Raw genomic sequence first — 26,994 nt, 5'->3', positions numbered from 1 at the left:
AACTATATATTTAAAAATTCTATTTCTTTATCATTTTCAGTAACTTTATAGGTCAGATTCTTAAGATCTATTCTTGCTTTAGCTACTGCACTTTCATCTTTATTCTTACGAGTAATTATTATTATGTTTTCTCCCTCATTTTCGACTGAAATCGAGCCTTCTAGGTCAAAAGCTTCTGACCTATTTCTAAATTTAAAAAGCATTAGGAGGGCTTTTACTATAGGTCTTTCTACTTCCCTAGCTATCTCATCATTGGAATAATAATGACGATTTATATTTCGTCCTTCTTTTGTTTCTTCAAGAAGCTTTAAGTCGTTTTTCCCCGCTAGAAATCCCACATAATAAACTTGAGGAATTCCAGGAGCAAAAGCTTGGATAAGACGAGCTATAAAGTATTTTTTATCATCATCTCCAAGAGCTGAATAGTAAGTAGTATTGATCTGATATATATCGAGATTGTTATATTCTGCTGTTGAATATTTCCTATTAACATTGGCTCCAACCTTATAAAGCTGGTCTGTAGTAAAGGCTATTTCATCATCGGTCATTATATCTTTTACATCAACCACTCCAATACCATCGTGGGTATCTAGGGTGGTGAACTGTTTCATAGGGCTTTTTTCTAACCAATTTTTAAGCCTGTCTACCTTTCCAGAATATAGGCTATATAAAGTTAGCATGGGCAAGGCAAAATCATATATAAAATAATCATGACTTGCTATTTTAAACTGTATCTTGTAATGTTCGTGAATTTCAGGCAGTATTTCTACATTATTTTTAACTGCCATCTCTCTTATCTTATCTAGTAAATCCCATATTTCAGGTTCTACAAAAAAGTCATTTGTATCTAGCTTTTTGATAGCGTAAGCAAAGGCATCAAGTCTTATGATGTCACAGCCCTTTTTAGAAAGATTATCTATATTTTTCTTTATAAAATCCATAGTGACTTCAGTTCTAACATCTAGGTCAATCTGCTCTTCTCCAAATGTATTCCAAAGATTTTCAACCGATCCATCTTTAAATTTAATTTCTTGCTTGGGAGCCCTGTCTTTTCTTTTATAGATTAAATCTATATCGGCTTGGCTAGGACGATTTTCTGGCCAAAACTTATCCCAATTTAGGAATAAATCTTTATATTCACTATCTTCATGCTTTTCCTGATAGTCCTTATAGTATTTTGACTTTCGAGAAATATGATTGATCATAAAATCAAACATAAGATAGTATCTTTCTCCTAAGGCCTTAATATCTTTCCAATCTCCAAACTTAGGATCTACCTCGTCATAATCGATTGGAGCAAAGCCCCTATCACCTGTCGATGGAAAAAATGGTAATATATGGACACCACCTACGGCTTCCTTAAAATATTTTTCTAAATTTTCTTTTAAATCTTTTAAATCTTTGCCTAAACTATCTGAATAAGTAATAAGCATAGTTTTGTTTTGAATTCCCATAAAATTCTCCTATTTTCTCTATTTTTAACTAAAGCTTATTTAACAGCTCCCTTGCTCATTCCTGAAATAATATTCTTTTGGAATATTAGATAAACTATTGTTATTGTAATAATACCAACAACATAAGATGCAAAGCTTGGACCGTAGTCACTTAGGTACTGGCCTGTGTAGTTGTATTGGAAAAGAGGTAATGACCAAAGGTCAGATGACTTGTTAAGTATCAACAATGGTAGCATAAAGTCATTCCAAAACCAAAGGGCATTTATAATAAGGGCAGTAGCATGCATTGGCTTAAGCATAGGAAAGATTATTTTCCTATAAGTTGTAAATCTATCAGCTCCATCAATCTCCGCTGCCTCATCTAAGCTATCTGGCACACTTAGCTTGATATAGCCTACATAGAGGAACAAGGTTTGTGGGATTGAATATGTTAAATATAAGATCACTAGGCCAAAGATATTTGCCATTCCTAAACGGCTCATCATAACTGTTATAGGAATCATGATGACTTGGAAGGGTACGAAAATCCCTAGAATCAAAAGGCTGTACATAATGTTGTATGCACGGGACTTTGACATATTTCTTGCTATTGAATAAGCAGCAGCTGGTATAAATATTGTCACAAGGACTACTGATGCTATTGTAATTATAGTTGAGTTTAAGAAATATTTTCCAATTCCATCTTCTATTAGGCGCTTAAAGTTATCTAGGGTAACTGGATTTGGAAAGCCAAAGAAGTTTTGCATGATATCCTTAGTCGTCTTAAAAGAACTAAAAATCGTAGCTAGTAGAGGAATCAATATTAGGAAAGATCCCACTATCAAGAGAACATACTTCCAAAATTTATTATTATTTTCTTCTATTTTCATATTTTACACCTCATACTTCGTAACGTTTTGATATCTTAATCTGGACAATAGAAACTATAGCTATAAGCAAAAATAGTATAAGGGCTATGGCATTGGCGTAGCCGTATTGATTGCTCTTAAAGGCATAGTTATAAACCAAAAGTCCTATAGAGGTTGTAGCATTGCTAGGACCTCCACCTGTAAGGGCAAAGATTTGATCAAAGGCCGTAAGCCCTGCCTTAAGGGCCATGATAAAGACCATTGATATGCTTGGCAAGAGGTAAGGTAGTTCTATGCTCCAAAATGTCTGTCTGCTAGTTGCTCCATCAATGGCTGCCGCTTCTTTTATCTCTGTTGGGATTGTCTGTAGTCCTGATAGGAAAATTATTATTGGCATAGCAACTCCCTGCCAAAGCATTACAAATATAGCAGCGAAGATAGAACCATAAGTCGTTCCCAAAAGACTAGTTTTTAGGAATTCTATATTTAAGGATTCTCCTATGGCTGGAAGACCGTAGTTAAAGATTTGTTTAAAAATCAAAGATACGGTTAGTCCTGATAGGACAGCTGGGAAGAAAAACCAAGCTCTAAAAAATGTTTGTCCCTTGATTTTTGAATTTAGGGCTCTAGCTATTAATATACCAAATACTATTTCTCCAACTATAAGACATATAGTTAATATCAAGGTAAAGCCTAAGGCCTTGAAGAACTTCTCATCAGTCATAAGGATTGAATAATTATTTATTCCTACGAAATCAAAGTTATAGGTTAGCCCTGTCCAGTTAGTGAAGCTATAAAAAGCTCCCTGTAACATTGGAAAATAGAAAAATATGGCTTGTAATATCAAAGGTATGATCAAAAAGGTCCAACCCCAATATTTGTTTAAAAACTTTCTCATGTTATTTACTCCTTTTTATTGCTAGCTTTCATCGGATTAAAGAAAGCATTGAGCTCCTTCGCTAATTGGGCCCTGTCTTGTGTTAGTAGATAATTAGTTGTAGCTTGGAAGAAGTCTTCTTCACTATTCCACTCTTGACCCAACCAAACATAGTGTCTGTCAGTAAAAGCAAGCTTATACAAGGGTGCAAGTGGCGAATCTTCATTCTCCTTTACTCCCTTTACAGCAACCGGTGACCCATCTACGTCGTAGTACTTTTGCATAGCTTCCTTAGATGTCATGTATTCTAGGAAACGCTCTGCTTCATCAGGGTGTTTGGTATTTTCTGATATTGAAAGAGCCAAGTCTCCTGCTCCTACTGTAACTTCCTCTCCCTTATTTACACCTGGGAAAGCAAAGGTAGCTACTTCAAATTCAGGGTTTTGTTGGCTAATTGCCGCAAGTACCCAAGATCCACCAGCAAGCATTAGGGATTTTTCTGTTGCGTAGGCAACCACAGAATCATTGTAGGAGGCCCCTTCCCAGTTTTTTTGAGCATTTCCCTTATCTGCTAGTAAGTCTAGGTACTCGCTGTCTTTTACTAGAGTCTCATCATTTTCATTAATTGAATTTACATCAGAGTATCTTAGATAATCGTTTGCAGCCTCATCGCTTCCTGTTATATTAATCAAGGAAAGTTGATGATATCCATTTAGGGTCCAACCCTCACTACCTGCTACGGCGAAAGGAACTTCTCCCTTAGCCTTAATATCTTCTACAAGCTTTTCGAATTCTTCCCAAGTTTCAGGTACCTTTAGTCCCAATTCATCGAATTTTGTCTTGTTGTAGTAGATACAATAAAAGTTAGCTGATAGAGGAACATTGTAAATTTTGCCATCTATGGCGTACTTTTCTTCATAATCATTTACTATATTGTCAAGATAGCTCGCCCCACTTAGGTCTTTGAAATATCCCGCCTTAGCCCATTCCTTAAAGTCCATGTTTTGAGGATATATATTGACTATATCCGGGCTATCGCCTGCAAGCATACGGGTTTTAAGGACTGTTCCAGCATCTGGTACGCTTGTCATGTTAACCTTTATGTCTGGATTTTCTTTCTCAAAATCTTTTACTATCTCCTCTAGGGTGTCGACCATCTCTTTTTTCTGATTGAAAAATTCAATTACGACCCTCCCATCTGCGGACTTTTCTTCCTTATTGGAACAGGAAGTAAGATTTATAAGAACGATCAAAAAGAAGACCATCCTCCTTATAATAAATCTCTTATTATTTTTCATTTCTTTCTCCTTCTTAGAAATTTAAGCTTCGATTTTCGTAAAGTAATATTGTTTGCTTAGGAAATCTCCCCCATCCATCACTATAGTTAGACCAGCATACATAAGTTCTGCTCCTGAATAAATCTTATTCGTTCCATGTAAACGATAGAAGCTTTCTTCTTCAAGGCCCTTTAGCTTAAGAGTAGTTTCAATCTCTTCTATAGTTGAAAGGATCCTTACATAAGTTACTAGAATGCTTTCATCCTTAACAAATTCTACAGCAACTTCATTGCTCTCTCTGCTCGGATTAATTAACCTGTATTGTCTTCCAAATTGGACTATAGGGCGGATTTCTTTGTATAAGTTTACTTGCTCTTTTATCTCTTCCTTTTCTTCCTCGCTTAGCTTGCTTAAGTCTAATTCATAGCCGAAATTACCCATCATAGCGACATGGCCCCTAGTTTTAAGAGAAGTTACTCGATTCATCTGATGATTAGGAGAGGCAGAGACATGGGCTCCCATACTGATAGTTGGGTAAAGGAAGGTCGAGCCATATTGGATAGGAAGCCTATTTATGGCGTCTGTATTATCACTTGCCCAAACTTGGGGGAAATATCTCATCACTCCAAGGTCGTTTCTTCCTCCCCCTCCCGAACAAGACTCAAAGAGTACGTCTGAATGCTTTTCTGTCAAGAACTTAACCAAATCATAAAAGCCTAACATATATCTGTGAGATTGTTCCCTCGTTTCGAGATAATCTTTACCATTTCCGATATTTGTAATATTCCTATTATAGTCCCATTTTATATAATCTATATCATGATTTGATAGAAGATCATCTAGGACTTCTTTAAGATAAGCCACTACCTCTGGATTAGCTAGGTTAAGGACAAGTTGATTTCTTGAATAGCTATGACCCCTCTTAGGTGCTTGGATGGCCCAATCTGGGTGCTTCCTATAAAGATCACTATCAACAGAAATCATCTCAGGTTCTACCCATAGGCCAAATTTCATCCCCTTTTTATGAACATCGCTTATAAGTTCACTAAGCTTACAACCGATCTTTTCTTCATTTACCTGCCAATCTCCCAGGGCCCTGTTGTCATCAAAACGATTGCCAAACCAGCCATCGTCTAGGACAAAAAGCTCTATTCCAAGCCTACTTGCCTCATCAGTTAAGCTGGATAGTTTTTCCTTATCAAAGTCAAAATATGTAGCCTCCCAGTTATTGATTAGGATTGGTCTTTTCTCATAGGCAAAGTTTTTGGCCATAATATGATTTTGAACAAAACTTTGACTTTCTTGGCTTAGTTTGCTAAGACCCTGGTCTGAGTAAGTTAGTAAGGCAACAGGTGTATCGAAGCTTTCACCTGGATTAAGCTTCCAAGAGAAATTGTCATCAGAAATTCCAATCGACATTCTGACTTCATTTAGTTGATTTTTCTCGACACTTGCCTGGAAATTCCCGCTATACATCAGCTGAAGGGCCCAAGCTTCTCCATAATCTTCATTTGCTAGGGAATCTGATAAGATTATAGCCGGTGTCTGAGCGTGGCCAGAAGCCCCACGGTTTGAAGATACCGAAAAAATTCCCTGATCTACCTTGTGACGGCGGAGAGTTTTCTCTCTTGCGTAGGCCCCCTGTAAGCTTATTATATCATAAGAAGAAGCAGGCATATCAAACATTGCAGATAAGTCCCTATGAATAACAACTTCTTTATCCGATTTATTTATAAGTCTTGTAAAAGTAGATATGGTTGGAGAATCTTCATAGGCGGTGTAGTAAACTTTTAGCTCAATCTCACTAACTTCATCCTCCAAAATTAAAATCAAAGTCTCAGCTCCCTTTCTAGAGTGTGGATTTGGAAGGCCTTTTGCATCGACTTCATAATCTAAAATCTGGCTTTCTTTTATTTTAAATAATGTAAGTTCATTGTTGCCATGCTCAATTTTAATCGATGGATGTCTAAAATCGCCGAAGCCATGGACTCCGAAGGCTTGCCTTTGCGTATCGTAACTATAAGTCCTATCATCGGGACTTTGTGTTGGCGAAAAAGCGTGGTCCTTTTCAAATACGCTATTAGAAAAATTATAATCCTTAATACTTTTTCCTAGATGTTTAAGTAACAAATCTCCATCACGGTTTTCTAAAATCATCGACAGACCCTTAGCATGTACATAGTAGAGCCTATCTTTAATAATAATTCCCATAAATACCTCCTCTATATTATCTAAATTATATAATATGAAAGCGATTCCTTGAATGGACTTTTGTTGTTCCCATATGGTAAAATGTTACTATTGGAGAGTGCTATGGTTATTTATTCGGAATTTGATACACTTAGTATGGATGTGGCAGTTGATTTTGTGGGCTATGAAGATTGCAAGTCTTTGCAAGATTTCGGCCCTGCTATAAGGGATAATTACGTCCTTCACTATATTTCAAACGGGTCGGGCTATTTTCATTACAAGAAAGAAAAAATATTTTTGAAGGAAGGCGACTTGTTCCTACTAAAGAAAAATGAGCTTACCTACTACCAGGCAGATAAAGATGAGCCTTGGTCCTATTATTGGATTGGTATAAACGGCAATAGGATTAAGGATTATCTGTCCTTATCTAGGATTCATGAAATTTCTTATATCAAATCATCTGATACTTGTGATACGAAAAAGCTTGGAAACATAATAAAATCAATGGTCGTGGATTCTGAAAGTATTGACGACTATAATCTAAAACTACTAAGGCTTATAAGCTATAGCTACGAAGTTTTATATGAGTTAATTAAGATAGGTCCACAACAAAATAAAAAGCCAGTGGATAGTCGAACGCAAATTTACCTTGATTGTAGGCGTATAATAGAGACCCAATACAACAAGGCTGATTTATCAATCCAGGATATTGCGTCAAAGCTCAATGTCAATAGAAGCTATCTGACAAGGATCTTTAAGGAATACACATCTATGTCTCCCAAACAATATCTACAAGAGATTAGGATGAAAAGGGCCTCTCAGCTTTTAGAAAATACCAAGGAATCTATCAAGGTAATTGCTTATTCAGTAGGCTTTAAGGACCCCTTGTATTTCTCTAAGGCCTTCAAGGAATTCTATGACAAAAGTCCTAGTGATTACAGATAGTCATATATTATATCTTCACATAGAAAAAACAGCTAGATTAGCCTTAACTTATTCTAGCTGTTTTTGTGTTTAAAGCAAGAAATGCAGTGACAATTTATTCTTCCTATGGCTTCTAAGAAGGAATGAATTGTGACTGGTCCTACAAAGGAGAAAGACTTATCTTTCATGTCTTTGGATAGTTTCTCGGAAAGTTTGCTTTTTGCAATTATCTCCCCTTCTTTTCTCTTGTAGTCTATGGGCTCTTTGATGAAGTTTTCTAAATATCTATCAAAAGACCCGTAGTCTTCTCTTACTTTTATGAAGGCCTTGGCGTTTTTTACCAAGGCTTTTAATTTTTTCTTATTTCTGATTATTTTATCGTTTGCCATGAGCTCTTCGATTTTTCTATCGTCATATCCTGCAATTTTCCTATAATCAAAGCCGTCAAAGGCCTTACGCATGGCTTCTCTTTTCTTTAGGATTATCTCAAAGCTAAGACCCGCCTGCATAAATTCCATGACGAGGACTTCGAAGATATAGGCATCGTCATGGCTGATATTTCCGTATTCCTCATCGTGATATTTTTCTAAGAGCTCTCCCTTTGCCCATTCACATCTTTTTTTCATCTAGAAGAATAAAAAGTAAACAAATACTATTATAGCTAGTATTATTCTGTAAATTCCAAATGGGATGAAGTCGTTGTTTCTGATGTAGGCCATGAATTTCTTGATAACAAAATATGCTACAAGAAAGCTTAGGACCATGCCCAAAAGGATAAGAAGCCACTGGTAGGCGGTAAAGCCTCCGAAGTTTTTAACAACTTTAAGGAAAGTCGCCCCAAGCATAGTAGGAATTGCTAGGAAAAATGAGAATTCTGCTGCAGCAGATCTGGATAATCCTAGGATCATGGCTCCCATAATTGTCGCAGCTGACCTACTTGTTCCCGGAATCATGGCAAGGGTTTGGAAAAATCCTATAGCAAGTACGGTCTTATAGGAAACCATGGCTATATTATCGTGCCTAAAGCCTTTATCCTTCTTATTTCTTTTTTCTACAAAGATTATTATGAGACCCCATACTAGTAGCATAGTTGCAACTACCATTGGGTTAAATAGGTGTTCGTCTATGAAATCATCAAAGAGTAGGCCCAAGACCATAGCTGGAAGGATTCCTACTATTACTCTTTTCCAAAGCTCTATTGTCTTCTTATCCGGATGGGTCAATCTAAAATAGAATCTAGATTGACCGTTTAACCTGTCGTAGTTTCTAGGAAAGTATCTTTCTGTCTTTTCCCTATCCCAAGGGTTGAGCCTTTTAAAGTAAATCACTACGACAGACAGGATTGCCCCTAGTTGGATGATTATATTAAAGGCGTTAGAAAATCCTTCTGGTTCAAGCTTTACAAATTGGTTTACCAATATCAAATGTCCAGTCGATGATACTGGCAAGAATTCCGTAACTCCTTCCACTATAGAAAGGATTAGGACTTTTATAAAATCTATTATCATTCAAATTCCTCCAAGAATGAGTGTTTTTCTCCCTTTATTTGATATCCTAGGACCATATCGCAATTGACATTTTCTGCTGATCTTAGGATTGACTTTTCTACATCTGGGTTATCTTTTTTAAGTTCTGCTATTAACTCTTTTATCTTCTTTCTAGTGTAGGATTCGCTAGATTTGGTAACTGTGCAAGCGCAATTTAGAGCAGACAGAGATACGTAATCCCTCCATCTTTTGATATCATCCTCGTGAAGATAATAGAGGGGTCTGATTAGCTCCATATCGTCAAAGTTTTGAGCGATGAGCTTAGGCTTCATAGTCTTGAAGTTTCCTGCATAGAGGACATTCATCATAGTCGTCTCGATTACGTCATTCATATGATGGCCTAGGGCAACCTTGTTACATCCTAATTCCTTTGCCTTGGCATAGAGAAAGCCCCTTCTCATTCTCGCACACATATAGCAAGGATAGTCTCCCTTGGTTATGGTCTCGGCTACTTCGAAAACTTCCGAATCATAAATTGTCGCATCTATATTAAGATAGGCTAAGTTTTTTTCTAGTAGATCTCTGTTTTCCTTATCGTAGCCTGGGTCCATAGAGATGTATTCTACATCAAATTTTACCCTAGAGTGCTTATGTAATTCTTCTATAAGCTTTGCAAGAATCAAGGAATCCTTGCCGCCAGATATGGCAACAGCTACCTTATCTCCCTCATTTATCAAGGAAAATTCCTTGACTGCCTTGATAAAGGGCGACCAGATTTCCTTCCTGTATTTTTTTATAAGTGATCTTTCAATTTCTACTAATTCCATTATAACTCCACTATTTTTGAAGGTATGTATCTTTCACAGACCTCCAAGTTTATATCTTTTTCTGTATCCAGTCCCAAACCCTTGAGATAATTATCAACTGTAAGTCTTGAAAGCTCTGGGGTATTGTTGGTATCTGATAGGTGAGATAGAAAAACCGTCTCATTCTTACCAACTAATGCATCAGCTAGGGCTTCGGCCGATTGATCGTTTGATAAGTGACCCATCTTTCCCATAACTCTAAGCTTAAGATTATGAGGATATGGCCCAAGCTTTAGGGCTTCTAGGTCGTGATTTGCCTCCATATAATAGATATCAGAACCCTTAATCTCGTAGGCGATCTTCTCATCTATTATTCCTGTATCAGAAATAAGACTTATCTTTTTATTTCCCAGATAGATAACATATCCCACAGGCTCCATAGCATCGTGGTGGATGGATATGGGGAGGATATCCATTGATTTAAAGTTTATGAACTGGTTTGTCTTAAATATCTTTATATTTTCTTCCTTCAATCTCTTAGCTTTTTTAGAGAAAGCCTTCCAAGTTCCCTCATTGGCATAGATTGGAATATCAAATCTCCTCGATAGGACTCCTGCTCCTTGGATGTGGTCGTTGTGCTCGTGAGTGAGAAATATCCCATCGAGATTCTTTGCTTCCTCTCCGATTTGGCCTAAGAGATTTTCGATTTTTTTCCCAGAAAATCCCGCATCGATTAGTATGCGACATCCCTTGTATTCGAGAAAGCTTACATTTCCTGATGATCCAGAAGATAAGGTTACAAATCTAGACATCTAGATTAAAATACTCCTTAAGAAACTCCGCTATGGAAGGCTCTTCGTTTGATCCTATGACAAAGTCTGCCACATCTTGTGCTTCTTTCATTCCAGAAGCCATGGCCACACCACATCCTGCAAACTCCAAGCTCTTTACATCATTCATTCCGTCTCCAAAATACATGATGTTTTCTCTGTCTATCTCAAGCATTTGAGCTAGTTTCTTTAGACTTTCAGACTTACCTGAGTTTTTGTTTAGGATCTCTAGAAGATGCTTTTCATTTCTCATAATCTTATAGTCTTTCACAAGCTCTTTCCTATTTTCCTCAGTGAACTTATCCAGAAGGTCTTTTTCTCCTGTAATGCCAAGCCTACATATGCTATCTTCTATATCTTCAAACTTTTCAAACTTAAACCAAGGCATAGAAACCTGCCATTGGTCGTACAAGAAGGCATCGTTAGGAACTTCTGCATTTAAATAGAGAATATTCATGGTATGGATTGTAATCTGTAGGTCCTCTTCTCCAACCATACTTTTAATCTTTTCGTAATCCTTCTCTCCTAGAGGATTGGAGATAAGGGCCTTGCCGTCGGCGTTTCTTCTTACAAAGGCTCCTGTTCCGCAGATAGAGTAATCATCATAGGCCATAAGGTCAAGCTTTTGACGCATCCTCCACATACCATTGAAGGTCCTACCAGAGTTTAGGACTATCTTAATCCCCTTTTTCTTAAGTTTCTTAATAGCTGTGACGTTTTCGTCAAGCATTTCTTTTTTATCATTTACTAAAGTACCATCTATGTCAAATACAATTAGTTTTATATCTTTTTTCATAAGTCTCCTTTTCGTTTTAGACTATATTATAATACTAGATAAGGGCTTATTTTCAATCTGATTGAAGGCTATGACAAATAAGTGTTATAATAATTAAAAGCGTTGATTTCAAAGAAAGGATAAATCTTGAATAAGTATAAAGCAAAAATAAAACTTGTTATAAAAAGTGATAGAACAAACTTCTACGGGCCAGGTATAAACGAGCTATTATTATTAATAGATGAGTACCAATCGACAAAGGAGGCCGCAAAGGCCATGGGCCTATCCTATTCCAAGGCTCTTAAGATTATCAAAAGATGCGAGAAAGAATTGGGTTTTGATATTATAAAAAGCCAACGAGGTGGAGCAGATGGGGGAAAGAGTATCCTAACAGACGAGGGAAGAGAAATAATGACCGCCTACAAGGACTTTAATGACGAAGTAAACAAGGATTTGGAAGAAAAATTTGATAAATATTTCTCTTTTTTGGATAAAAATTAAGGGCTAAGCTAGAAGCTTCGCCCCCAATATCTTATTTATTTAACATAATCCATCACAGCCTGGGCTACCTTACAAGCTACATTTTCCTCAAAAGCTCCTGGTATAATGTATTCCTCGCTTAGCTTATCATCATCGATCATTTGAGCAAGGGAAATAGCCGCAGCAAGCTTCATCTCATCTGTTATGGCTGATGCATGGGCCTTCAAGGCTCCCTTAAATATTCCAGGAAAGGCTAGGACATTGTTGATTTGATTTGGATAATCGCTCCTGCCTGTTGCAAGAATTCTAGCGCCGGCCTTTTTTGCCTCATCGTAGTCGATTTCTGGAACTGGATTTGCCATAGCAAAGACAATAGCATCTTTCTTCATATTCTTTATATCATTTCCGTCTATGATATTAGGAGCAGAAACTCCTACAAAAGCGTCACTATCCACCATAGCTTCCTTCAAGCTTCCCTTAAAGTTTTCCTCATTGGTAAATTCGGCAATCCTTGCCTTAACAGGATTATCTCCTTTTAGATGGTCTTTGTTGATAGCTCCCCTAGAGTCACAAACTATAATATGACCTACTCCATAATCTCTTAGAAGCTTAGCTATTGAAAACCCAGCAGCTCCCGCTCCGGAAATTACGAGCTTTATATCTTCCTTATTCTTTCCTACTATCTTAAGGGCATTGATAAGAGCTGCAAGAGTTACTATTGCAGTTCCATGTTGGTCGTCATGAAAGACTGGTATATCGAGCTCTTCTTTAAGTTTTTCTTCTATGTAGACGCATCTTGGAGATGAAATGTCCTCGAGATTGATTCCACCAAAGCCTGGAGCTATGTTTTTTACAACATTAATTATCTCATCAGCATCTTGAGTATCAAGGACGATTGGCACAGCATTCACATCCCCAAACTCCTTAAACAAGACAGACTTACCTTCCATAACTGGCATAGCAGCCTCAGGTCCAATATTTCCAAGACCTAGGACAGCGGACCCATCGCTTACTACAGCGATTGTGTTGGCCTTTGATGTGTAGGTATAAGCCTTCTTCTTATCTTCGGCGATTTTCCTACAAGGTTCTGCAACCCCTGGTGTGTAGGCATAGGTCAAATCCTCAGCATTATTTACCTTAACCTTCACATCAGTAGCAACTTTTCCTTGCCATTTCTCATGTTTTTCTAAAGCTTTTTCATATACATTCATAGATTACTCCTTTTCTTCCTATAATAATTTTAACATAGAAAACGATTTTTTAAAACACAAGAAAAAGCCCTTCCTAGGCTTTTCTTAAAATCTTCTTCATCAATGAATTTGAAGAGTAATTTAATATATTTTTCTTATAGACCTTGCTCGCAATCTTATAGACCACAAATATTGAAAGAGCTAGTATGCCAATGGCAAGGATTCCAGATAAAAGTCCAACACTTCCCTTGATCATCCTCAAAGGCATAAAGAAAACTGATACAAAAGGTAGGTAGGATAGGATTTTAATTAGGAGATTTTCGTCTTTTTCCATGAATATTATCGATGTGAAAAAGGCAAATACTATGACAAGCATCATTGGAGTCGATACCTTTCCAGCATCTTCTTGCTTTTGGGCAAGAGAACCTAGCATGGCTGCTACTATCATAAATATAAGTAGACTTAAAACTACCAAAATCCCTATCTCTATTAGCATTCCTATATTAATCTGCCCTAAATATTTACCATAAGTAATTTGAAACTTATCAAATATGCCCTTGGACTTGATTAGGATAAATCCTCCTATTCCTAAAATCAGATAGATAAGTGTGTGAGTTAGAATTGCCAAGAAGTTTCCAAAAATTTTGCCAGCAAAATACTTACCTGCCCTTATGGATGAGAAGATAAACTCTATCATCTTAGATCCTTTTTCTGTTGCGATTTCTACAACCAAGATATTAGAATACATAACAAGCATCATATACATATAAAATACCAAGGCAAAGTAGAAAACATACATTATCCCTGACTCCCCGCCTTCTTCTACTAGCTTAAAGCTAGGCTCTCTTTTAAGAATTTCTTCTTTGCCTGGGCTTATATCAGCATTTTTTAAATTCAAATAATCCTGGGCTTCTTTTAAGATAGAGTTAAAGGTCAAGATATTCTTGGAATCAAGCTTTCTTGTGTAATAGTCTGCCCTAAGTATTCCCTCTTCTTCTTTGATTTCTACAAAGTTTTTTATCTTTTTATCTTCCATTAGTTTTCTAGCGCTTTTCTCATCGCTAATTTTTGTATCTGGATAAGACTTAAATAATTCTTCTAGCCCCTCATCTGCCACTATATAGCTAATATTTTCACTATTATCTTGGGTAAAATATGAAATAGCTGTCCCTGCTACTGCCATTATTATAGGAAAGATTACCATAAGCCAGAAGGATTTGGATTTCATCTGCTTCTTCCAAGAATCTATAGCTACAGTCCAAAATCTAGACATCTTCTTCCACCTTTCTTGTAAATATTTCATTGAGACTTGGAGGAGTTTGGGCAAATACTGGTAGATAAGAAAACTTTTCTGTCAAAATTTTATAAAGCTCCTCTCCAACTTTAACATCTCTTAGTGTGATTTTGTAAGTATTTTCATCTCTAATGTAGGATAAAGGAAAGCTATCCAAGATTTCTCCTATATCCTTATCACATTCGATTAAAAGCTTATCCCTAGGGTAGGAATTTCTAATATCTCTTGGAGATCCTTCAAGAACAATTCTTCCGTTTTTGAGCATGACTAGATTCTTACACATATCTTCGATATTTTCCATATTGTGAGACGAAAATATTATAGTCGTGCCACTTTCATTAATTTCCTTAATAATATCTTGTAGGAGCCTAATATTGTAAGGGTCAAGACCTGAGAAGGGCTCATCTAAGATTACAAATTCCGGTTTGTAGATAAGGCTTGCTAAGAGCTGAACCTTCTGCTGATTTCCCTTGGATAGGTCCTTGATTTTATCCTTAAGGCTTCCCTTTATTTCAAATTTATTGAAATAGGCTTCTAGGGTTTTCGAATCTAGATTTTTCATTAAATTAAGACTCGCAAAATATCTAATCTCTTCTGCTACGGTTTTCTTTGGAGAAAGAGATCTTTCTTCTGGAAGAAAACCGATTTTTTCTAGGGGAATTTTACTCATTGGCTTATTATCATAGAGGATTTCTCCCTCATATGAGTCGAAAAAGTCCATAATACACCTAAAAAGTGTTGATTTACCAGCCCCATTTTGTCCAATTATACCGAAAAGATCTCCCTTTTTGACCTTAAAACTTACATGGTCCAAGGCCTTAAGCCTTCCAAATGATTTGGATACATTTTTTATCTCTAACATATTATCCTATCCTTCCAATATATTAAGCACGATTCCTAGAACAAATGGGAGAAGTAGTACTGCAAGGAAAATCAACTTTACCCAATTGTTGGCGAAGTTCATGGTAGTTCCAACTCCTACCCTTTTTTCTACAAAGATAGCTGGATCATCTGGATTGTAATAGATTAGACCTCCTAGGATCCACCTATCATCCTCTTCTTCGTAGCCATATCTGCCAGTTTTATTTAAGGCTGAACCATCAACTGACCTAAACTTTCCTATAAGAATACTTCCTCCTATAGAAAATCCAACAGCAATTAGGCCTAAGACCTTAACTAAGGAGTCGTCTCCAGTTTTCATAAAAGAAGGGATTCCTACTTGGAATAAAACTATAAGTAAAATTGCTGATGTAGCAAAATAATAGGTCCAAATCCTCCTAGTTTCTAAGAGCCTATCCAAGGATTCTTCTGGCATATCCGGGCTAATTCTCATCTTTGATAGAAGTTGAGAAAGATTTGCAAAAAACATCACAGCTAGCATAAAGAAGCTTACTATAGTTGGGGATTGGATAGATAGGTAAGATTTATGAGCTATCCCATCAATTTCGCCCTTGCTATTCATATGCATGATTAATTTATCTGGAAAGTTTTCATAGTCTAGGTGGATCCTTATGGCAAAAATTATTACTATTAGGAGAAGGCCTAGGTATATTCCAAAAAACTCCCTCTTGTTAAAGATTTTTACCTTAGAATAATCTAGACTTACAAGCTTTCTCTTATCCACTTTCTGGTCTTTAGCTAATACTTTTAGTTTCTTATTAGCAAGAACTAAAGGGATATAAGTTAGAAAGATTGAAAGAATATAGATAAAATTAAGCAAGGCCTCATTTTCTATAATATAACTTAAGCCAAGTATAAGTAAAGCTAGGGCAAAGCCTACAAGAATTGTCAAAATCCTATAGTCTTTTAATATCTTTCTTACTTTACTATCATCTTCTAAGCCACCTACTAGCCTTACTCCTAGGACATAGCCTCTCTTGGAGTAGGATGTGACGAAGGCTTGGATAAGACTTAGTAAAATTATCATTATCCCATAAAATATTGCAATAGTCTTAGCTTCATTCATATTCTCCCTCCCAAATATTTTCTATTAGCCTATCAAGGTCTGATTTTTCTATATTTTTGACCTTGGCAAGGGCTATAATAAAATCAAGTTCTTCTTTTACCTTTCTCTTCTGGCTTTCACTTATATCCTTACTTTTGTCTACAATCTTCGAGCCAAAACGTCTGTCCATGACAATGATTCCGTCTTCTTCTAACATCTTGTAGGCCTTGTTTACAGTGTGGAGATTGACTCCAATATCAGATGCAAGTTGCCTAACTGATGGAAGAGTCTCGCCGAATTCAAGGTCATTTTGGGACAAGGATTTGATTATCCCGCGTCTGATTTGCTCGTAGATTGGCTGGTCAGAAGCAAAATCAATTTCTAAAAACATAGACCCTCCTTATATTTTTTTGTTATAGTTATTATATAACAAGTCTATCAATTTGTAAATAAAAAACTCTTGCAAGATATTAATGCTAATCGTCCCATCATTAGATTTTGTCTAATAAGAGGACGATTAGGTAATTTTGCAAGAGTCCTAGAAGTTGTAGTGATTCATAGGTAGGGTTATTATTTCGTTGATTTCTTTGGGGAGTTTGATATCTCGCATAAGGCCTAGAAAGCTTATGGCATCCTTGCCGTATTTTTGTCTGATCTTATAAATTGCAGTATCACAATTTTCGTCTTTGATTAACTTTTTGTAGTCAGAGAAGACATCCATCTGGCTTCCCCCACCTTCTTTTCTAAGCTTGATTGCCCTAATGCCAACTGCCCTTACTGGAAAGTCCCACTTGTATTTTTCCTTAAACAAATCGAAGCCTTCTCTGGCAAGGACAATGGATGACTGACTAGCAAGCTTGATTGGCTTTTGAAAATTGTAGGATTGGAGCTCATTATTTCTTACAAAAATTTCAACACCAGAGGCCTCAAGGCCCGCTTGTCTGAGCCTTCTTGATACAGAAAAGGAAAGTTCCTGGAGGACATTGAAGACTTCCCTGTTATTAAGTAAATCTTTCCTACAGGTAGAAGAGTTTCCTATAGTTTTTACTGGCTCCTTGTGGTCTCTGTCGTGGACTGGCCTAATGTCTAGGCCGTTGGCATATTCCCATAGGTAGATCCCATTTATGCCCAAGAGATTTCTTATAAGATCAGGCTCTGTCTGGGCAAGCTCTCCCATGGTGAAAATCCCTATTCCATTTAGCTTTCTTTCCGTAGCCCTGCCGACACCCACCATTTCTCTTACAGGAAGGGGCCAGACGATTTCTTTGAAATTATCTTCTCCTATGATGGTAACTGCGTCAGGCTTTTTCATATCTGATCCGAGTTTTGCGAAAATCTTACAAAAACTTACCCCGACACTGACTGTTATACCGACTTCCTTCTTCATCCTCTCACGGATTTTATTGGCAATCTCTTCCCCAGTCCCAAAAAGATGGGTAGATCCTGTTACATCAAGGAAGCACTCGTCAAGACCAAAGGGCTCGACTTGGTTGGTGTATTCATAATAGATCTTTCTTGCAAGCTTGGAGTGTTTGAGGTATTCGTCATAATGGGGAGGAACTATGGTAAGGTCAGGACACTTAGCGAAGGCCTGCCACAAGGCTTCACCCGTCTTTACCCCAGCTTCCTTGGCTTCTTGGCTTTTGGCAAGGATTATCCCATTCCTATTTTTGGGATTTCCTGCGACAGCCATTGGGATCCCCTTAAGCTTTGGGTTAAGCTTTTGTTCTATTGATGCATAACAAGCATTCATATCTGAATGTAGTATAACTTTTTTCATAATTACTCCTTGAATTTCACAGACTGTTAATGTATAATTTAGACAATAAATGACTTAAGAATATTATAAGACCTTGAGTGTCTTTTGTCAATCATTTTTCTAAATAAAAGTCTGTAAGCTAAAGGAGAGCGTATGGCATTTGCTAATAAAGTAAAAGAACTAAGAGAAATCAAAAAATTAACCCAAGAAGACCTAGCCAAGTTGTGTAATGTCTCAACCAAGACCATATCAAGATACGAACTAGGAGAGTCCAAGCCAAGATACAGGAAGACCTACGACCTTTTGGCCAAACACCTCGATACGACCCACGACTACTTGGTAACTGATGAGGACGAATTTATCCTAAAAGCTAGGGAAAACTTCGGCGAAGGCGGAGCAAAGGATGCACAAGATATGATAAATGGAGTAATCGGCCTAATGGCAGGAGGCGAGCTTCCAGAAGATGACAAAAGGGCCATCCTCGATGCCATATCAGAAGCCTACTATATAGCCAAGATGGAAAATGAAAAGAAGGATAAATAATGGGAGTATCCTACGATAGTATCTACAAAAAGGCGAGGGAGGTCATAGATACCTACAAGTCCAGAGACCCTAAGGATATCCTAGAAAGAAGAGGGGTCCATCTTATAGCCTTTAAGTCAAACACCAGACTTTTGGGTATGTATAAGATTATTAAGGGAGTAAGCTTTGTCTTCTACAATCCTTTCGTAGATGAGAGAATCCAAAATATGGTATTTGCTCATGAGCTAGGCCATCATATTTTTCACGAGGATGCTGCCGCCAATGACCTTATAGAATATGAGCTTTTCGATATCAATTCAGAAATGGAACTTGAGGCCAATATCTTCGCAGCCCACCTTCTCCTAGACGAAAAATCTCTTATAGAAGATGTAAAGGAAGGCTATACCTACAACCAACTCGCCAGTATGTATGATGTAAATGTAAATCTTATGATCTTTAAGTTAAACGAAATGCACAGGATGGGTATGCCTATAAGAAAGGAAAGTCCCTCAAGCTCGACTTTTTTTAGAGATATAGAAGATAGTAAGTGTAATTACTAGGAAGATATTCACACTCGTCTTTATATAATCGCGCTAATAATTCCCTTTGAGAATCCTACTCTTAGCTTTGTTTCAATGCTTAAGATAAATTATTGCACAATAAAAGACCTCCAAGAGGTCTTTTTGCTTGTTTTATTTAGCTTCAGATACGACCTTGATTGTCTCATCCTTATCTAGGCTTGATCTTGCGTAGATTGAATAGTTTTCTCTTTCTACTACTAGGTATCTAAATGATCCGTCGTCCCAGAATTTGCCGTCTTCTTCGCCTACTTTTACATCTTCAGCGTCTTCTGGCATTGTGAAAAGTCCCTTGAATCTTTCTTCATTGTCAGAGACTTGTACAGTGATTTTTTTGGCAGGATTGTTCTTTTGGCCGAATTCTATAGTCAAAAGGTCCTTCTTCTCGTCTCTGAAATTTTCTTCAAAGTCTTCTGGAAGATAGTTATAAGCTACATCGTAGATTGGGCTATCGAACTTCTTCTCTGAAGTCTCTTTCTCCCCTTCTTCCTTCTTATCTTCTTTAGAATCTTTATCAGATGTCTTATCTTCTGCCTTTTCTTCTACCTTTGTTTCTTCCTTCTTATCTTCATTATTCTTAGCATCATTTGAACAAGCCATTAGTCCAAAAGCTAGGGCAAGAGTCATAGCGCTTGCAAAAATCTTTTTAATCTTCATTCCCTCTCCTTATTTTCCTTTATTAAATTCGATATCAATTATACTAAATTTTTCAATCTTATACAAGTCTTTGATAAAATCTTTTTAAGATTCTTGAAAATCGAAAACAGCTCTGGCTAGGACTTCTACTGCTGGGGCTATGGCCTTATCTGAGCAGTAGTAATTCTTGCTATGAAGGGCTTCTTTCGGATGTCCTTCTTCCCCACTTCCAAACCAATAGAAAAATCCTGGAACTTCTTTCATAAAGAAAGCAAAATCCTCACTAGCCATGGTGTGACCTTCCTTTAGGATATTTTCTTCTCCCAAGACTTTACTTGCGGAAGAAAGAGCCTTTTCATACATATCTTCCCCATTATATACAGAAGGAATCTTTTCTGTGTAGGTGATTTCATACTTACATTCGTAGGCTTTTGCCATATTTTCTACTATGGCCTCCATCCTTTCAATGGCTCTTTCAAGATTTTCCTCATAAAGAGAGCGAATGGTGGCAGATAGGTGGGTCTTGTCGACTACTAGATTGTCTTCTGATCCTCCATTTATGGAATTTACAGAAAGGACAGTAGAGTCGAAGGGGTTGGTGTTTCTTGAAATTATGGTCTGGAGGGCCATGACTATATTGGATGCACAAACTATAGGATCTATATTAAGATGGGGCATGGACCCGTGTTGACCCTTGCCGAAGATATCTATCTTGAAGTTTACCTTGGCACTCATCAAAGATCCCTTCTTTATTATAGCCTTACCGAAGTCGACTTCTGGCCAATTGTGAAAGCCCAAGACCCTATCGATTTTGACCTTATCGAAAAGTCCCTTGTCCAAATATTCCTTGGCTCCCCTAGTTATCTCCTCAGACCTCTGGAAGATAAATACTACATCTCCCATTAGCTTATCCCTATTTTGGCTAAGGACTTTCGCCACAGCCAAAAGACTTGCCGTATGATAGTCGTGGCCGCAGGCGTGCATGGTATTTTCTTCCCTAGACTTATAGGAAATATCAGTCTCCTCCTTCTGGGCTAGGGCGTCGATGTCCGCCCTAAGTCCTATGACCTTCCCAGCTTTTCCTGTCTTAAGCCTTGCGATTAGGCCTGTTTCTATGGGAAAGTCGATTATTTCGACTCCTTCAAGTTTTTCTAGAAATTCTCTTATAAGATTAGTCGTCCTGTATTCTTTGCCAGATAATTCTGGGTGCATATGGATTTGGTGTCTAATTTCTATAATTTCTTCTAAATCTTTGTCAGATAATTTTAAATTCATACTACTTCCTTTATATATTCTCCCTATGAATATACTTCTAAGAAAATTTCTAACAAAAAAGAAAAGCTAGATTTCTCTAGCCTTTCTCAAAATATTTATTTAGTGAAAAGTGGCATATCTTCTTCTACTGTTGTGTTTCCTGCTATATTAAAGTTTTCTACCAAGAAGTCTACAACTGTTGGTGATAGGAAGGCTGGAAGGGTTGGTCCTAGGTGGATGTTTTTTACTCCCAGACTTAGTAGGGCTAATAGGACTATTACAGCCTTTTGTTCATACCATGCTATGTTGTATTCGATTGGTAGGTCGTTTATATCAGATAGACCGAAAGCATCCTTCAAGGCTAGGGCAATTTGAACGAGTGAGTAAGAGTCGTTACATTGACCAGCATCTATAACTCTTGGGATTCCATTGATATCGCCAAGACCTAGATTGTTGTTTCTGTATTGTGCACAACCTGCGTTAAGGATTACATAATCTTCTGGTAGGGCCTTAGCAAAGTCTGTGTAGTAAGATCTTTCCTTGTGTCTTCCGTCACAACCTGCCATTACTACGAACTTCTTGATATTTCCTTCTTTGACTTCACTAACTACCTTATCAGCAAGGGCAATCACTTGATTGTGGGCGAAACCTCCAACTACTTTTGTATCTTCAAGATTTGTTGGAGCTTTACATTTTTTGGCCATCTCGATAATTTCTGTAAAGTCCTTGTTTCCATCTTCATCTGCTTCGATGTGCTTGCATCCTGGGTATCCTGCGTTTCCTGTAGTGAACATCCTATCTTGGTAGGTGTTATTTTTCTTCATTGGAACGATGCAGTTGGTTGTCATAAGGATTGGACCGTTGAATTTCTCAAATTCTTCGTTTTGGCTCCACCAGCTGTTTCCATAGTTTCCGTGGAAGTTGTCATATTTTTTAAATTCTGGATAGTAGTTTGCTGGAAGCATCTCTGAGTGAGTATAGATTTCTACTCCGCTATCCTTTGCTTGGTCTAGAAGCATCTTCATATCATGAAGGTCGTGACCTGAGATTAGGATTCCTGGCTTATCTCCTGCAGAATAATCTACTTCTGTGATTTCTGGATTGCCGTAAGTTTCTGTATTAGCCTTATCAAGTAGGGCCATAGCCTTAACTCCGTGGCTTCCTGTCTCCATAACAAGGTCGATTAGCTTAGATATATCTGTGTATCCTTTTGTAGTCTCTTCTAGGGCTTTTGCGATAAATTCGTCTACTTCATGATCTCTAAAGCCTAGGACATTGGCATGGTGGTTGTAGGCAGCCATTCCCTTAAGTCCGTAGATTACAAGCTCTGTAAGAGATCTTTCGTCTTCATTCATTATATTTAAAACGCCAACTTCGATTGCCTTTCTAGTAAGCTCTTCGTCATCATCTGATGAGTATAGGGCAAAGTCAGAAAGACCTTCCTTAGAAACTTCTCCCAAAAGCTCATCTTTCATAGCTATAGTTTCCTTTACTATAGAAAGAATTGCTTCTGTGTCGAAGTTTGCATTGGTTATAGTTACGAAAAGATTGTTAGACAATCTATCGTAAAATCTATCTTCTACATCTCCCTTTTTATTAATTACTTCAGCAAGTCCCTTTGTTACATATACAAGAAGGTCTTGCATGTTTGCTGTATCTTCCTTCTTTCCACATACACCTTGGATTTCACATCCTTGGTTTTTGAAAGTTTCTTGACATTGATAACAAAACATAAATTAACTCCTTTTTTCTTTTTCTTAGCTTAACTGTCTCTATTATAAACTACTAATATGCATAAAATCTGTAACATATGTTACGTAAAATGATTTTTGCCAAAATATTAGTATATTAATAATAAGAAAGATGATATAAACATGAAAACAAGGAGGTACTATGTCATTTTTAGATAAAATCAAGAGTGCTTTTTCTGGAGACAGTAATAAAAATGAAGCTGTAGAAGAAGTAAAAGAAGTAAGGTCTGACGAGATCATTCTTGCTCCACTTACAGGAGAAGTTAAGGACATCAAGGAATGTAGCGACCCAGTATTTGCCCAAGAAATCGTAGGCAAGGGAGTAATCATTATCCCAAGTGAAGGAAAAGTTTATGCTCCAGTTGATGGCAAGATCTCAATGCTTGCAGAGACAGGACACGCTGTAGGAATCACATCAGATAATGGTACAGAGCTACTAATCCACATCGGACTTGATACAGTTGAGCTTGAAGGAAAACCATTCGATATCAAAGCAGAAAACAATGCTAATGTAAAACGTGGCGATCTTCTAATCGAATTCAACATCGAAGAGATCAAGGCTAATGGTAAGGAAATCCAATCACCAGTTATCATAACAAACACAGATGATAAGACAATAACAAGCCTAAAACTTGGTCAAATCAACCACGGAGAAGATTTACTAAAGATTGAAGCTTAATAATAAGGGGGACTGTTGCAAAACTATGAATAATCATCGTACCATCGTTAGAAGGTTCTCTTAGGAAATTTTCAGTGGAGCTTGCCGGCTCATGGAGGCAAAATTTCCGTGGAGGTTCTTCTAACGATAACGGTACGATTTATTCATTCTGCAACAGCCCCCTTTTTATGTTGATATGGAGGAAGAATTGAAATTAATCGGAGTAGATATAGACGGCACTCTTCTAAATAGCAAAAACGAACTTACTGATAGGACTAAAGATAGTATCATCAAGGCAAGTAATCTCGGCCACAAGGTCGCAATTATTACAGGCAGGGACTTTTATGCGGCAGACTTTCTGGCAAAGGCCCTTGATTTTGATAAGTTCGGAGGACTCGTCTCCTCATCTAACGGAGCCCATGTCTATGATATGAAAAGTAAGAAGACAATTATAAACCACACCATAGACCAGACTCTCGCAAGAGAAATGATAGGCTTTGCCAAAAAGCTCGGCTTTGACTATATAATCTATCATAAAGGTGAAATCTTAGCAGAAAACAAAAAAGCCCACAGCCTAGAATTTCTGTCAAAGAAAAACAAAATGCCCTATAGAATTGTCGAAAATTTGGAAGAAGAAATAGACTTTCCCCTTAATAAAGTTCTTTTCTCAGCAGAGCCTTCAATCATAAATAAAAATATAGAAAAGTTTAAGGAAAAATTTGAAAGCCGAGTAAATCCCATCCACTCCATGCCCCAATTTCTCGACTGCATGCCCCTTGATATCAATAAGGGCAGAAGCATCCTTGAAATTGCAGACTTCTTCTCAATAGATCACAAGGACACCCTAGCCTTTGGAGATGAGATTAACGATATGGAAATGATAAAGATGGCAGGTACTGGAATCGCTATGGCTAATGCAAGCGAGATATTAAAAAAAGAGGCGGACTTCATCACTCTTTCAAACGACGAGGATGGGATAGCCTATTATATAGAAAAGAATATACTTAAGGAGAAATAATGAAACTAATCGGAGTAGACGTCGATGGAACTCTAGTAAATAGCAAGAGAGTCATCACAGAAAAGACAAGAAAGGCCTTGATTTCTGCTATGAAGAAAGGCCATAAGGTCGTAATAGTTACAGGAAGACCTACCGCAGGAGCGAGAAATCTTGCAGAAGCCTTGGAATTTGATAAATACGGCGGTCTTATTTCAAGCTTTAATGGAGGAGCCATCACAGACTTTGCCACAGGTAAGGTCCTCGCCAACCACGAAATGGACCATGATCTTGCAGTAGAGATGATAAAGCTTGCCAAAGACTTGCCCCTTGAGACCATGGTGCCTTTTAGGGATACCGTTTATAGTCCAAAGATTGGCCCTTACACAGAAGGCGAGGCAAGGACTCTCATGATGAAGGCTGAAGAAGTAGAAGATCTCGACCAAACACTCGACTTTCCAGTAAACAAAATCCTCTTTGCAGCAGACCCTGACCTTATAGATGAGCCAACTAGTATGCTTAAGGAAAAATTTGGAGACCTAACAGAGCAAGTCAAATCAGCAAGATTCTATTACGAAGTTATGCCTAGGGGACTTTCTAAGGGAAATAGTCTGCTAGAAATTGCAGAAATATTTAATATAGATCAAAAGGACATCATTGCCTTCGGTGATGAAATGAATGACGAATCTATGATTAAGGCTGCAGGAATCGGTGTTGCCATGGGCAATGCCATAGAAAAAATAAAAGAAATAGCAGACTACGTAACTCTCACAAATGACGAGGACGGCATAGCCTACTATCTAGATAAATTCATATTATAGGGCTCATTACTAAATCATCTCCTGCCATTTAGATTCTTCTAGGAAAATCCCAATCTATCACAAGATAAGTAAGAAGAATTTCACAGGCAGGAGAATTAATTTATAAATTCACTAACTTTTGTAATCTTCAATATTTATCACATGGTCAAAGCTTTGAAGATAGGCTGGATCTTGGTTGTGGGTGATTACTATTCTTGTTAGCCTATCTAGGCTTTCTATTAAGCCTTCGATTGACCTAGCGCTTTCTGGGTCAAGCCCACTTGTTGGCTCATCAAAGATAAGTAAATCACTTCCCTTGTATAGGGCCCTAGCAAGCTCTAGCTTCTTCTTCTCTCCACCAGATAGACTTCCATTTTTGATTAATCCATCCTTCTTCTCATGATAGACTCGACTTAAGCCAACCCTATCGATAATTCCTTCGATCCTATCTCTATCAATCCCATCATCGCCCATAGCGATATTGTTTAAGAAAGTATCCTCAAATACTATAGGATTTTGTGGAATATAGTAGATATTATCATATAAGTCTTCTTCAGAAAATTCCTTGAAGTCGCCATTAGCAAAGGAAATATCTCCCCCATAGTCCTCATTTACCTTCATAAGAATCTTGGCGAGGGTAGACTTACCAGATCCGGAATTTCCGATTATGGCATAGGACTTAGCTTTTTCTATATCCAAATCCATCTTATCAAAGACCTTGATATCTCCATAGGCGAATGATAGATTGCTTAGCTTAAGATCTAGTTGTGGAGTCTTTCCTTCTTTCTTGCTCTCTTCAATATCAGGAATTTCACTAATTACCATCTCCTTTATTTTCTTTGTAGATAAAATGTTAACTAAATACCTAAAAGAATCTGACAATGTTGCAGTCGATATTGATACTAACTTTAAAGAGGCTAGTAAGTCAGATAATTGCAAATATTGATTCTTCACCAGAATACTACAAACATAGGTAACTAATAAAGATGATAAAATATTTAAACTAAAAAGTGTTTGCCCAAACATACTAATTGAAACATTAGTCTTAGTCAAGCTGGAAAGTAGCTTATCATTGTACTCATCAAATTTTTCCAAGAAATATTTTTTATTTTTTGATTCCTTGATTACAAAATATCCATCCAAAAATTCATTTAACTTATCTATATATGCCGAATAATTTTTAGATCTTAGTATTTGTAGATTAGAAATTCTTTTAGAGAAAACTTTAGAAACTCCTCCTGGAAATATTACTAAAAATATAGTTGTTAGGAGTATATAGGGATGAACATTATAGAGACCTATTATGTATACTATAGCTTGGCCTATACCAATTATTGCAGAAGGTAAAGTCATCAAATAATTTAATCTTAACTGATCGACATTCTGATCTACTTGGGTGATGTATTCTCCCTTATTTTTCCCAAAAAAGCTAGATGACTTAGTATTAATTATTCCTTCTAAATAATCATGCCTTAAGTCGCTGCATATGTATTGGGTAAAGAGCTTGCCGTTTCTTTGGGATATATAATATGATAAACAGGCAATAAGAACATACAAAATCGAAAGAGTAACAATCTTACTAGCACTTCCCTCGATATTGCCCAAAATAATATCTATAAGTTTAGCACTAACTGTGCAATATAAGTAGATAAAATAAACTTCAAT

General features: G+C 37.1%; 27 protein-coding genes. 7 read left to right on the top strand and 20 right to left on the bottom strand.

The features are described 5' to 3' along the window. Positions 1-2: 2 nt before the first annotated feature. From gtfA to MRZ08_RS04330, 5 genes are read right to left on the bottom strand one after another with little or no spacing between them, the layout of a single operon-like run. On the bottom strand, positions 3-1,454 hold the full coding sequence (gene gtfA / locus MRZ08_RS04350) for a sucrose phosphorylase (protein ID WP_297379697.1): 1,452 nt from the start codon (positions 1,452-1,454) through the stop codon (positions 3-5). 35 nt (positions 1,455-1,489) lie between these two features. Next, complete coding sequence (locus MRZ08_RS04345) at positions 1,490-2,323, bottom strand: carbohydrate ABC transporter permease (protein WP_297379695.1); 834 nt, start codon at positions 2,321-2,323, stop codon at positions 1,490-1,492. Between the two features lie 10 nt (positions 2,324-2,333). Next, the gene (locus tag MRZ08_RS04340; protein ID WP_297379692.1) at positions 2,334-3,200 is read right to left on the bottom strand and encodes a sugar ABC transporter permease; all 867 of its coding nucleotides are present in this window, start codon (positions 3,198-3,200) and stop codon (positions 2,334-2,336) included. A 5-nt stretch (positions 3,201-3,205) separates the two neighbouring features. Continuing rightward, complete coding sequence (locus tag MRZ08_RS04335) at positions 3,206-4,477, bottom strand: extracellular solute-binding protein (RefSeq protein WP_297379690.1); 1,272 nt, start codon at positions 4,475-4,477, stop codon at positions 3,206-3,208. Between the two features lie 21 nt (positions 4,478-4,498). Further along, positions 4,499-6,667 (bottom strand): alpha-galactosidase, encoded by a 2,169-nt coding sequence (locus MRZ08_RS04330; protein WP_297379687.1) that lies wholly within the window; start codon positions 6,665-6,667, stop codon positions 4,499-4,501. A 102-nt stretch (positions 6,668-6,769) separates the two neighbouring features. On the opposite strand from MRZ08_RS04330, the gene MRZ08_RS04325 reads away from it, so the two are divergent. After that, a complete protein-coding gene (locus MRZ08_RS04325; RefSeq protein ID WP_297379684.1) occupies positions 6,770-7,591 on the top strand; it encodes a helix-turn-helix domain-containing protein in 822 nt (273 codons plus the stop codon). 53 nt (positions 7,592-7,644) lie between these two features. On the opposite strand, the gene MRZ08_RS04320 is transcribed toward MRZ08_RS04325, so the two are convergent. Genes MRZ08_RS04320 through MRZ08_RS04300 form a run of 5 tightly spaced genes read right to left on the bottom strand, consistent with a single transcriptional unit; the run spans position 7,645 to position 11,489 of the window. Further along, on the bottom strand, positions 7,645-8,196 hold the full coding sequence (locus tag MRZ08_RS04320; RefSeq protein WP_297379680.1) for a DNA-3-methyladenine glycosylase I: 552 nt from the start codon (positions 8,194-8,196) through the stop codon (positions 7,645-7,647). Further along, positions 8,197-9,078, bottom strand: a complete 882-nt coding sequence (locus MRZ08_RS04315; protein WP_297379677.1) for an undecaprenyl-diphosphate phosphatase — start codon at positions 9,076-9,078, stop codon at positions 8,197-8,199. Further along, complete coding sequence (locus MRZ08_RS04310; RefSeq protein ID WP_297379675.1) at positions 9,075-9,884, bottom strand: ATP-binding protein; 810 nt, start codon at positions 9,882-9,884, stop codon at positions 9,075-9,077. Before MRZ08_RS04310 ends, MRZ08_RS04315 begins: the two co-directional genes overlap by 4 nt. Next, on the bottom strand, positions 9,884-10,675 hold the full coding sequence (locus MRZ08_RS04305; RefSeq protein ID WP_297379673.1) for an MBL fold metallo-hydrolase: 792 nt from the start codon (positions 10,673-10,675) through the stop codon (positions 9,884-9,886). The genes MRZ08_RS04310 and MRZ08_RS04305 overlap by 1 nt, the downstream gene beginning before the upstream one ends. Beyond that, positions 10,668-11,489, bottom strand: coding sequence for a Cof-type HAD-IIB family hydrolase (locus MRZ08_RS04300; protein WP_297379671.1), 822 nt, complete (start codon positions 11,487-11,489; stop codon positions 10,668-10,670). Before MRZ08_RS04300 ends, MRZ08_RS04305 begins: the two co-directional genes overlap by 8 nt. 126 nt (positions 11,490-11,615) lie before the next feature. Between MRZ08_RS04300 and MRZ08_RS04295 the strand changes: the two genes are divergently transcribed. Further along, positions 11,616-11,969, top strand: coding sequence for a LysR family transcriptional regulator (locus MRZ08_RS04295; RefSeq protein WP_297379668.1), 354 nt, complete (start codon positions 11,616-11,618; stop codon positions 11,967-11,969). Between the two features lie 35 nt (positions 11,970-12,004). Here the strand turns inward: MRZ08_RS04295 and MRZ08_RS04290 are convergent, their stop codons facing one another. The 6 genes from MRZ08_RS04290 to MRZ08_RS04265 form a co-directional block, all read right to left on the bottom strand. Further along, positions 12,005-13,159 (bottom strand): NADP-dependent malic enzyme, encoded by a 1,155-nt coding sequence (locus tag MRZ08_RS04290; RefSeq protein WP_297379665.1) that lies wholly within the window; start codon positions 13,157-13,159, stop codon positions 12,005-12,007. 73 nt (positions 13,160-13,232) lie between these two features. After that, complete coding sequence (locus MRZ08_RS04285) at positions 13,233-14,411, bottom strand: ABC transporter permease (protein ID WP_297379662.1); 1,179 nt, start codon at positions 14,409-14,411, stop codon at positions 13,233-13,235. After that, complete coding sequence (locus MRZ08_RS04280) at positions 14,404-15,294, bottom strand: ATP-binding cassette domain-containing protein (RefSeq protein ID WP_297379658.1); 891 nt, start codon at positions 15,292-15,294, stop codon at positions 14,404-14,406. Before MRZ08_RS04280 ends, MRZ08_RS04285 begins: the two co-directional genes overlap by 8 nt. A 6-nt stretch (positions 15,295-15,300) precedes the next feature. Continuing rightward, positions 15,301-16,398 (bottom strand): DUF5808 domain-containing protein, encoded by a 1,098-nt coding sequence (locus MRZ08_RS04275; protein ID WP_297379655.1) that lies wholly within the window; start codon positions 16,396-16,398, stop codon positions 15,301-15,303. After that, a complete protein-coding gene (locus tag MRZ08_RS04270) occupies positions 16,391-16,768 on the bottom strand; it encodes a GntR family transcriptional regulator (protein WP_297379652.1) in 378 nt (125 codons plus the stop codon). The genes MRZ08_RS04275 and MRZ08_RS04270 overlap by 8 nt, the downstream gene beginning before the upstream one ends. Before the next feature lie 147 nt (positions 16,769-16,915). Further along, the gene (locus MRZ08_RS04265) at positions 16,916-18,157 is read right to left on the bottom strand and encodes a DNA polymerase IV (protein WP_297379649.1); all 1,242 of its coding nucleotides are present in this window, start codon (positions 18,155-18,157) and stop codon (positions 16,916-16,918) included. Positions 18,158-18,289: 132 nt separating this feature from the next. On the opposite strand from MRZ08_RS04265, the gene MRZ08_RS04260 reads away from it, so the two are divergent. Next, positions 18,290-18,679: a helix-turn-helix domain-containing protein gene (locus MRZ08_RS04260; protein ID WP_105301225.1), complete on the top strand. Its 390-nt coding sequence runs from the start codon at positions 18,290-18,292 to the stop codon at positions 18,677-18,679. Next, entirely contained in the window at positions 18,679-19,218 is a 540-nt protein-coding gene (locus MRZ08_RS04255; RefSeq protein ID WP_297379643.1) for an ImmA/IrrE family metallo-endopeptidase, read from the top strand. Before MRZ08_RS04260 ends, MRZ08_RS04255 begins: the two co-directional genes overlap by 1 nt. Positions 19,219-19,350: 132 nt before the next feature. Here the strand turns inward: MRZ08_RS04255 and MRZ08_RS04250 are convergent, their stop codons facing one another. The 3 genes from MRZ08_RS04250 to hcp form a co-directional block, all read right to left on the bottom strand. Then, the gene (locus tag MRZ08_RS04250; RefSeq protein ID WP_297379641.1) at positions 19,351-19,893 is read right to left on the bottom strand and encodes a DUF4367 domain-containing protein; all 543 of its coding nucleotides are present in this window, start codon (positions 19,891-19,893) and stop codon (positions 19,351-19,353) included. Positions 19,894-19,977: 84 nt separating this feature from the next. Further along, entirely contained in the window at positions 19,978-21,147 is a 1,170-nt protein-coding gene (locus tag MRZ08_RS04245; protein ID WP_297379638.1) for a M20 family metallopeptidase, read from the bottom strand. Positions 21,148-21,242: 95 nt separating this feature from the next. Next, positions 21,243-22,859, bottom strand: coding sequence for a hydroxylamine reductase (gene hcp / locus MRZ08_RS04240; RefSeq protein WP_297379636.1), 1,617 nt, complete (start codon positions 22,857-22,859; stop codon positions 21,243-21,245). A 160-nt stretch (positions 22,860-23,019) separates the two neighbouring features. Between hcp and MRZ08_RS04235 the strand changes: the two genes are divergently transcribed. The 3 genes from MRZ08_RS04235 (at position 23,020) to MRZ08_RS04225 (ending at position 25,350) form a co-directional block, all read left to right on the top strand. Further along, positions 23,020-23,556: a PTS glucose transporter subunit IIA gene (locus tag MRZ08_RS04235; RefSeq protein ID WP_297379633.1), complete on the top strand. Its 537-nt coding sequence runs from the start codon at positions 23,020-23,022 to the stop codon at positions 23,554-23,556. A 187-nt stretch (positions 23,557-23,743) separates the two neighbouring features. Further along, positions 23,744-24,553 carry a Cof-type HAD-IIB family hydrolase gene (locus MRZ08_RS04230; protein ID WP_297379630.1) on the top strand — a complete coding sequence of 270 codons (810 nt, stop codon included), beginning with the start codon at positions 23,744-23,746 and terminating at the stop codon, positions 24,551-24,553. Beyond that, a complete protein-coding gene (locus MRZ08_RS04225) occupies positions 24,553-25,350 on the top strand; it encodes a Cof-type HAD-IIB family hydrolase (protein ID WP_297379627.1) in 798 nt (265 codons plus the stop codon). The genes MRZ08_RS04230 and MRZ08_RS04225 overlap by 1 nt, the downstream gene beginning before the upstream one ends. A gap of 111 nt (positions 25,351-25,461) precedes the next feature. On the opposite strand, the gene MRZ08_RS04220 is transcribed toward MRZ08_RS04225, so the two are convergent. Further along, a partial coding sequence (locus tag MRZ08_RS04220; protein WP_297379624.1) for an ABC transporter ATP-binding protein occupies positions 25,462-26,994 on the bottom strand: 1,533 nt, incomplete at its 5' end.

Origin of the sequence: Anaerococcus sp. (assembly GCF_022770135.1) — a bacterium.
In the GTDB taxonomy this organism is placed as follows: domain Bacteria; phylum Bacillota; class Clostridia; order Tissierellales; family Peptoniphilaceae; genus Anaerococcus.
Note: the sequence above shows the minus strand (reverse complement) of the source record. Positions and strands in the feature narration are given on the sequence as shown.

Excerpts from the sequence above, each read along its gene's own strand:
- MRZ08_RS04315 (WP_297379677.1), bottom strand. The coding sequence starts at position 9,078 with ATGATAATAGATTTTATAAAAGTCCTAATCCTTTCTATAGTGGAAGGA.
- MRZ08_RS04285 (WP_297379662.1), bottom strand. The coding sequence starts at position 14,411 with ATGTCTAGATTTTGGACTGTAGCTATAGATTCTTGGAAGAAGCAGATG.
- MRZ08_RS04320 (WP_297379680.1), bottom strand. The coding sequence starts at position 8,196 with ATGAAAAAAAGATGTGAATGGGCAAAGGGAGAGCTCTTAGAAAAATAT.
- MRZ08_RS04235 (WP_297379633.1), top strand. The coding sequence starts at position 23,020 with ATGTCATTTTTAGATAAAATCAAGAGTGCTTTTTCTGGAGACAGTAAT.
- MRZ08_RS04325 (WP_297379684.1), top strand. The coding sequence starts at position 6,770 with ATGGTTATTTATTCGGAATTTGATACACTTAGTATGGATGTGGCAGTT.
- MRZ08_RS04260 (WP_105301225.1), top strand. The coding sequence starts at position 18,290 with ATGGCATTTGCTAATAAAGTAAAAGAACTAAGAGAAATCAAAAAATTA.
- MRZ08_RS04280 (WP_297379658.1), bottom strand. The coding sequence starts at position 15,294 with ATGTTAGAGATAAAAAATGTATCCAAATCATTTGGAAGGCTTAAGGCC.
- MRZ08_RS04225 (WP_297379627.1), top strand. The coding sequence starts at position 24,553 with ATGAAACTAATCGGAGTAGACGTCGATGGAACTCTAGTAAATAGCAAG.
- MRZ08_RS04300 (WP_297379671.1), bottom strand. The coding sequence starts at position 11,489 with ATGAAAAAAGATATAAAACTAATTGTATTTGACATAGATGGTACTTTA.
- MRZ08_RS04270 (WP_297379652.1), bottom strand. The coding sequence starts at position 16,768 with ATGTTTTTAGAAATTGATTTTGCTTCTGACCAGCCAATCTACGAGCAA.
- MRZ08_RS04245 (WP_297379638.1), bottom strand. The coding sequence starts at position 21,147 with ATGAATTTAAAATTATCTGACAAAGATTTAGAAGAAATTATAGAAATT.
- MRZ08_RS04250 (WP_297379641.1), bottom strand. The coding sequence starts at position 19,893 with ATGAAGATTAAAAAGATTTTTGCAAGCGCTATGACTCTTGCCCTAGCT.
- MRZ08_RS04310 (WP_297379675.1), bottom strand. The coding sequence starts at position 9,884 with ATGGAATTAGTAGAAATTGAAAGATCACTTATAAAAAAATACAGGAAG.
- hcp (WP_297379636.1), bottom strand. The coding sequence starts at position 22,859 with ATGTTTTGTTATCAATGTCAAGAAACTTTCAAAAACCAAGGATGTGAA.
- MRZ08_RS04275 (WP_297379655.1), bottom strand. The coding sequence starts at position 16,398 with ATGAATGAAGCTAAGACTATTGCAATATTTTATGGGATAATGATAATT.
- MRZ08_RS04335 (WP_297379690.1), bottom strand. The coding sequence starts at position 4,477 with ATGAAAAATAATAAGAGATTTATTATAAGGAGGATGGTCTTCTTTTTG.
- MRZ08_RS04290 (WP_297379665.1), bottom strand. The coding sequence starts at position 13,159 with ATGAATGTATATGAAAAAGCTTTAGAAAAACATGAGAAATGGCAAGGA.
- MRZ08_RS04340 (WP_297379692.1), bottom strand. The coding sequence starts at position 3,200 with ATGAGAAAGTTTTTAAACAAATATTGGGGTTGGACCTTTTTGATCATA.
- MRZ08_RS04305 (WP_297379673.1), bottom strand. The coding sequence starts at position 10,675 with ATGTCTAGATTTGTAACCTTATCTTCTGGATCATCAGGAAATGTAAGC.
- MRZ08_RS04345 (WP_297379695.1), bottom strand. The coding sequence starts at position 2,323 with ATGAAAATAGAAGAAAATAATAATAAATTTTGGAAGTATGTTCTCTTG.
- MRZ08_RS04330 (WP_297379687.1), bottom strand. The coding sequence starts at position 6,667 with ATGGGAATTATTATTAAAGATAGGCTCTACTATGTACATGCTAAGGGT.
- MRZ08_RS04255 (WP_297379643.1), top strand. The coding sequence starts at position 18,679 with ATGGGAGTATCCTACGATAGTATCTACAAAAAGGCGAGGGAGGTCATA.
- MRZ08_RS04265 (WP_297379649.1), bottom strand. The coding sequence starts at position 18,157 with ATGAAAAAAGTTATACTACATTCAGATATGAATGCTTGTTATGCATCA.
- gtfA (WP_297379697.1), bottom strand. The coding sequence starts at position 1,454 with ATGGGAATTCAAAACAAAACTATGCTTATTACTTATTCAGATAGTTTA.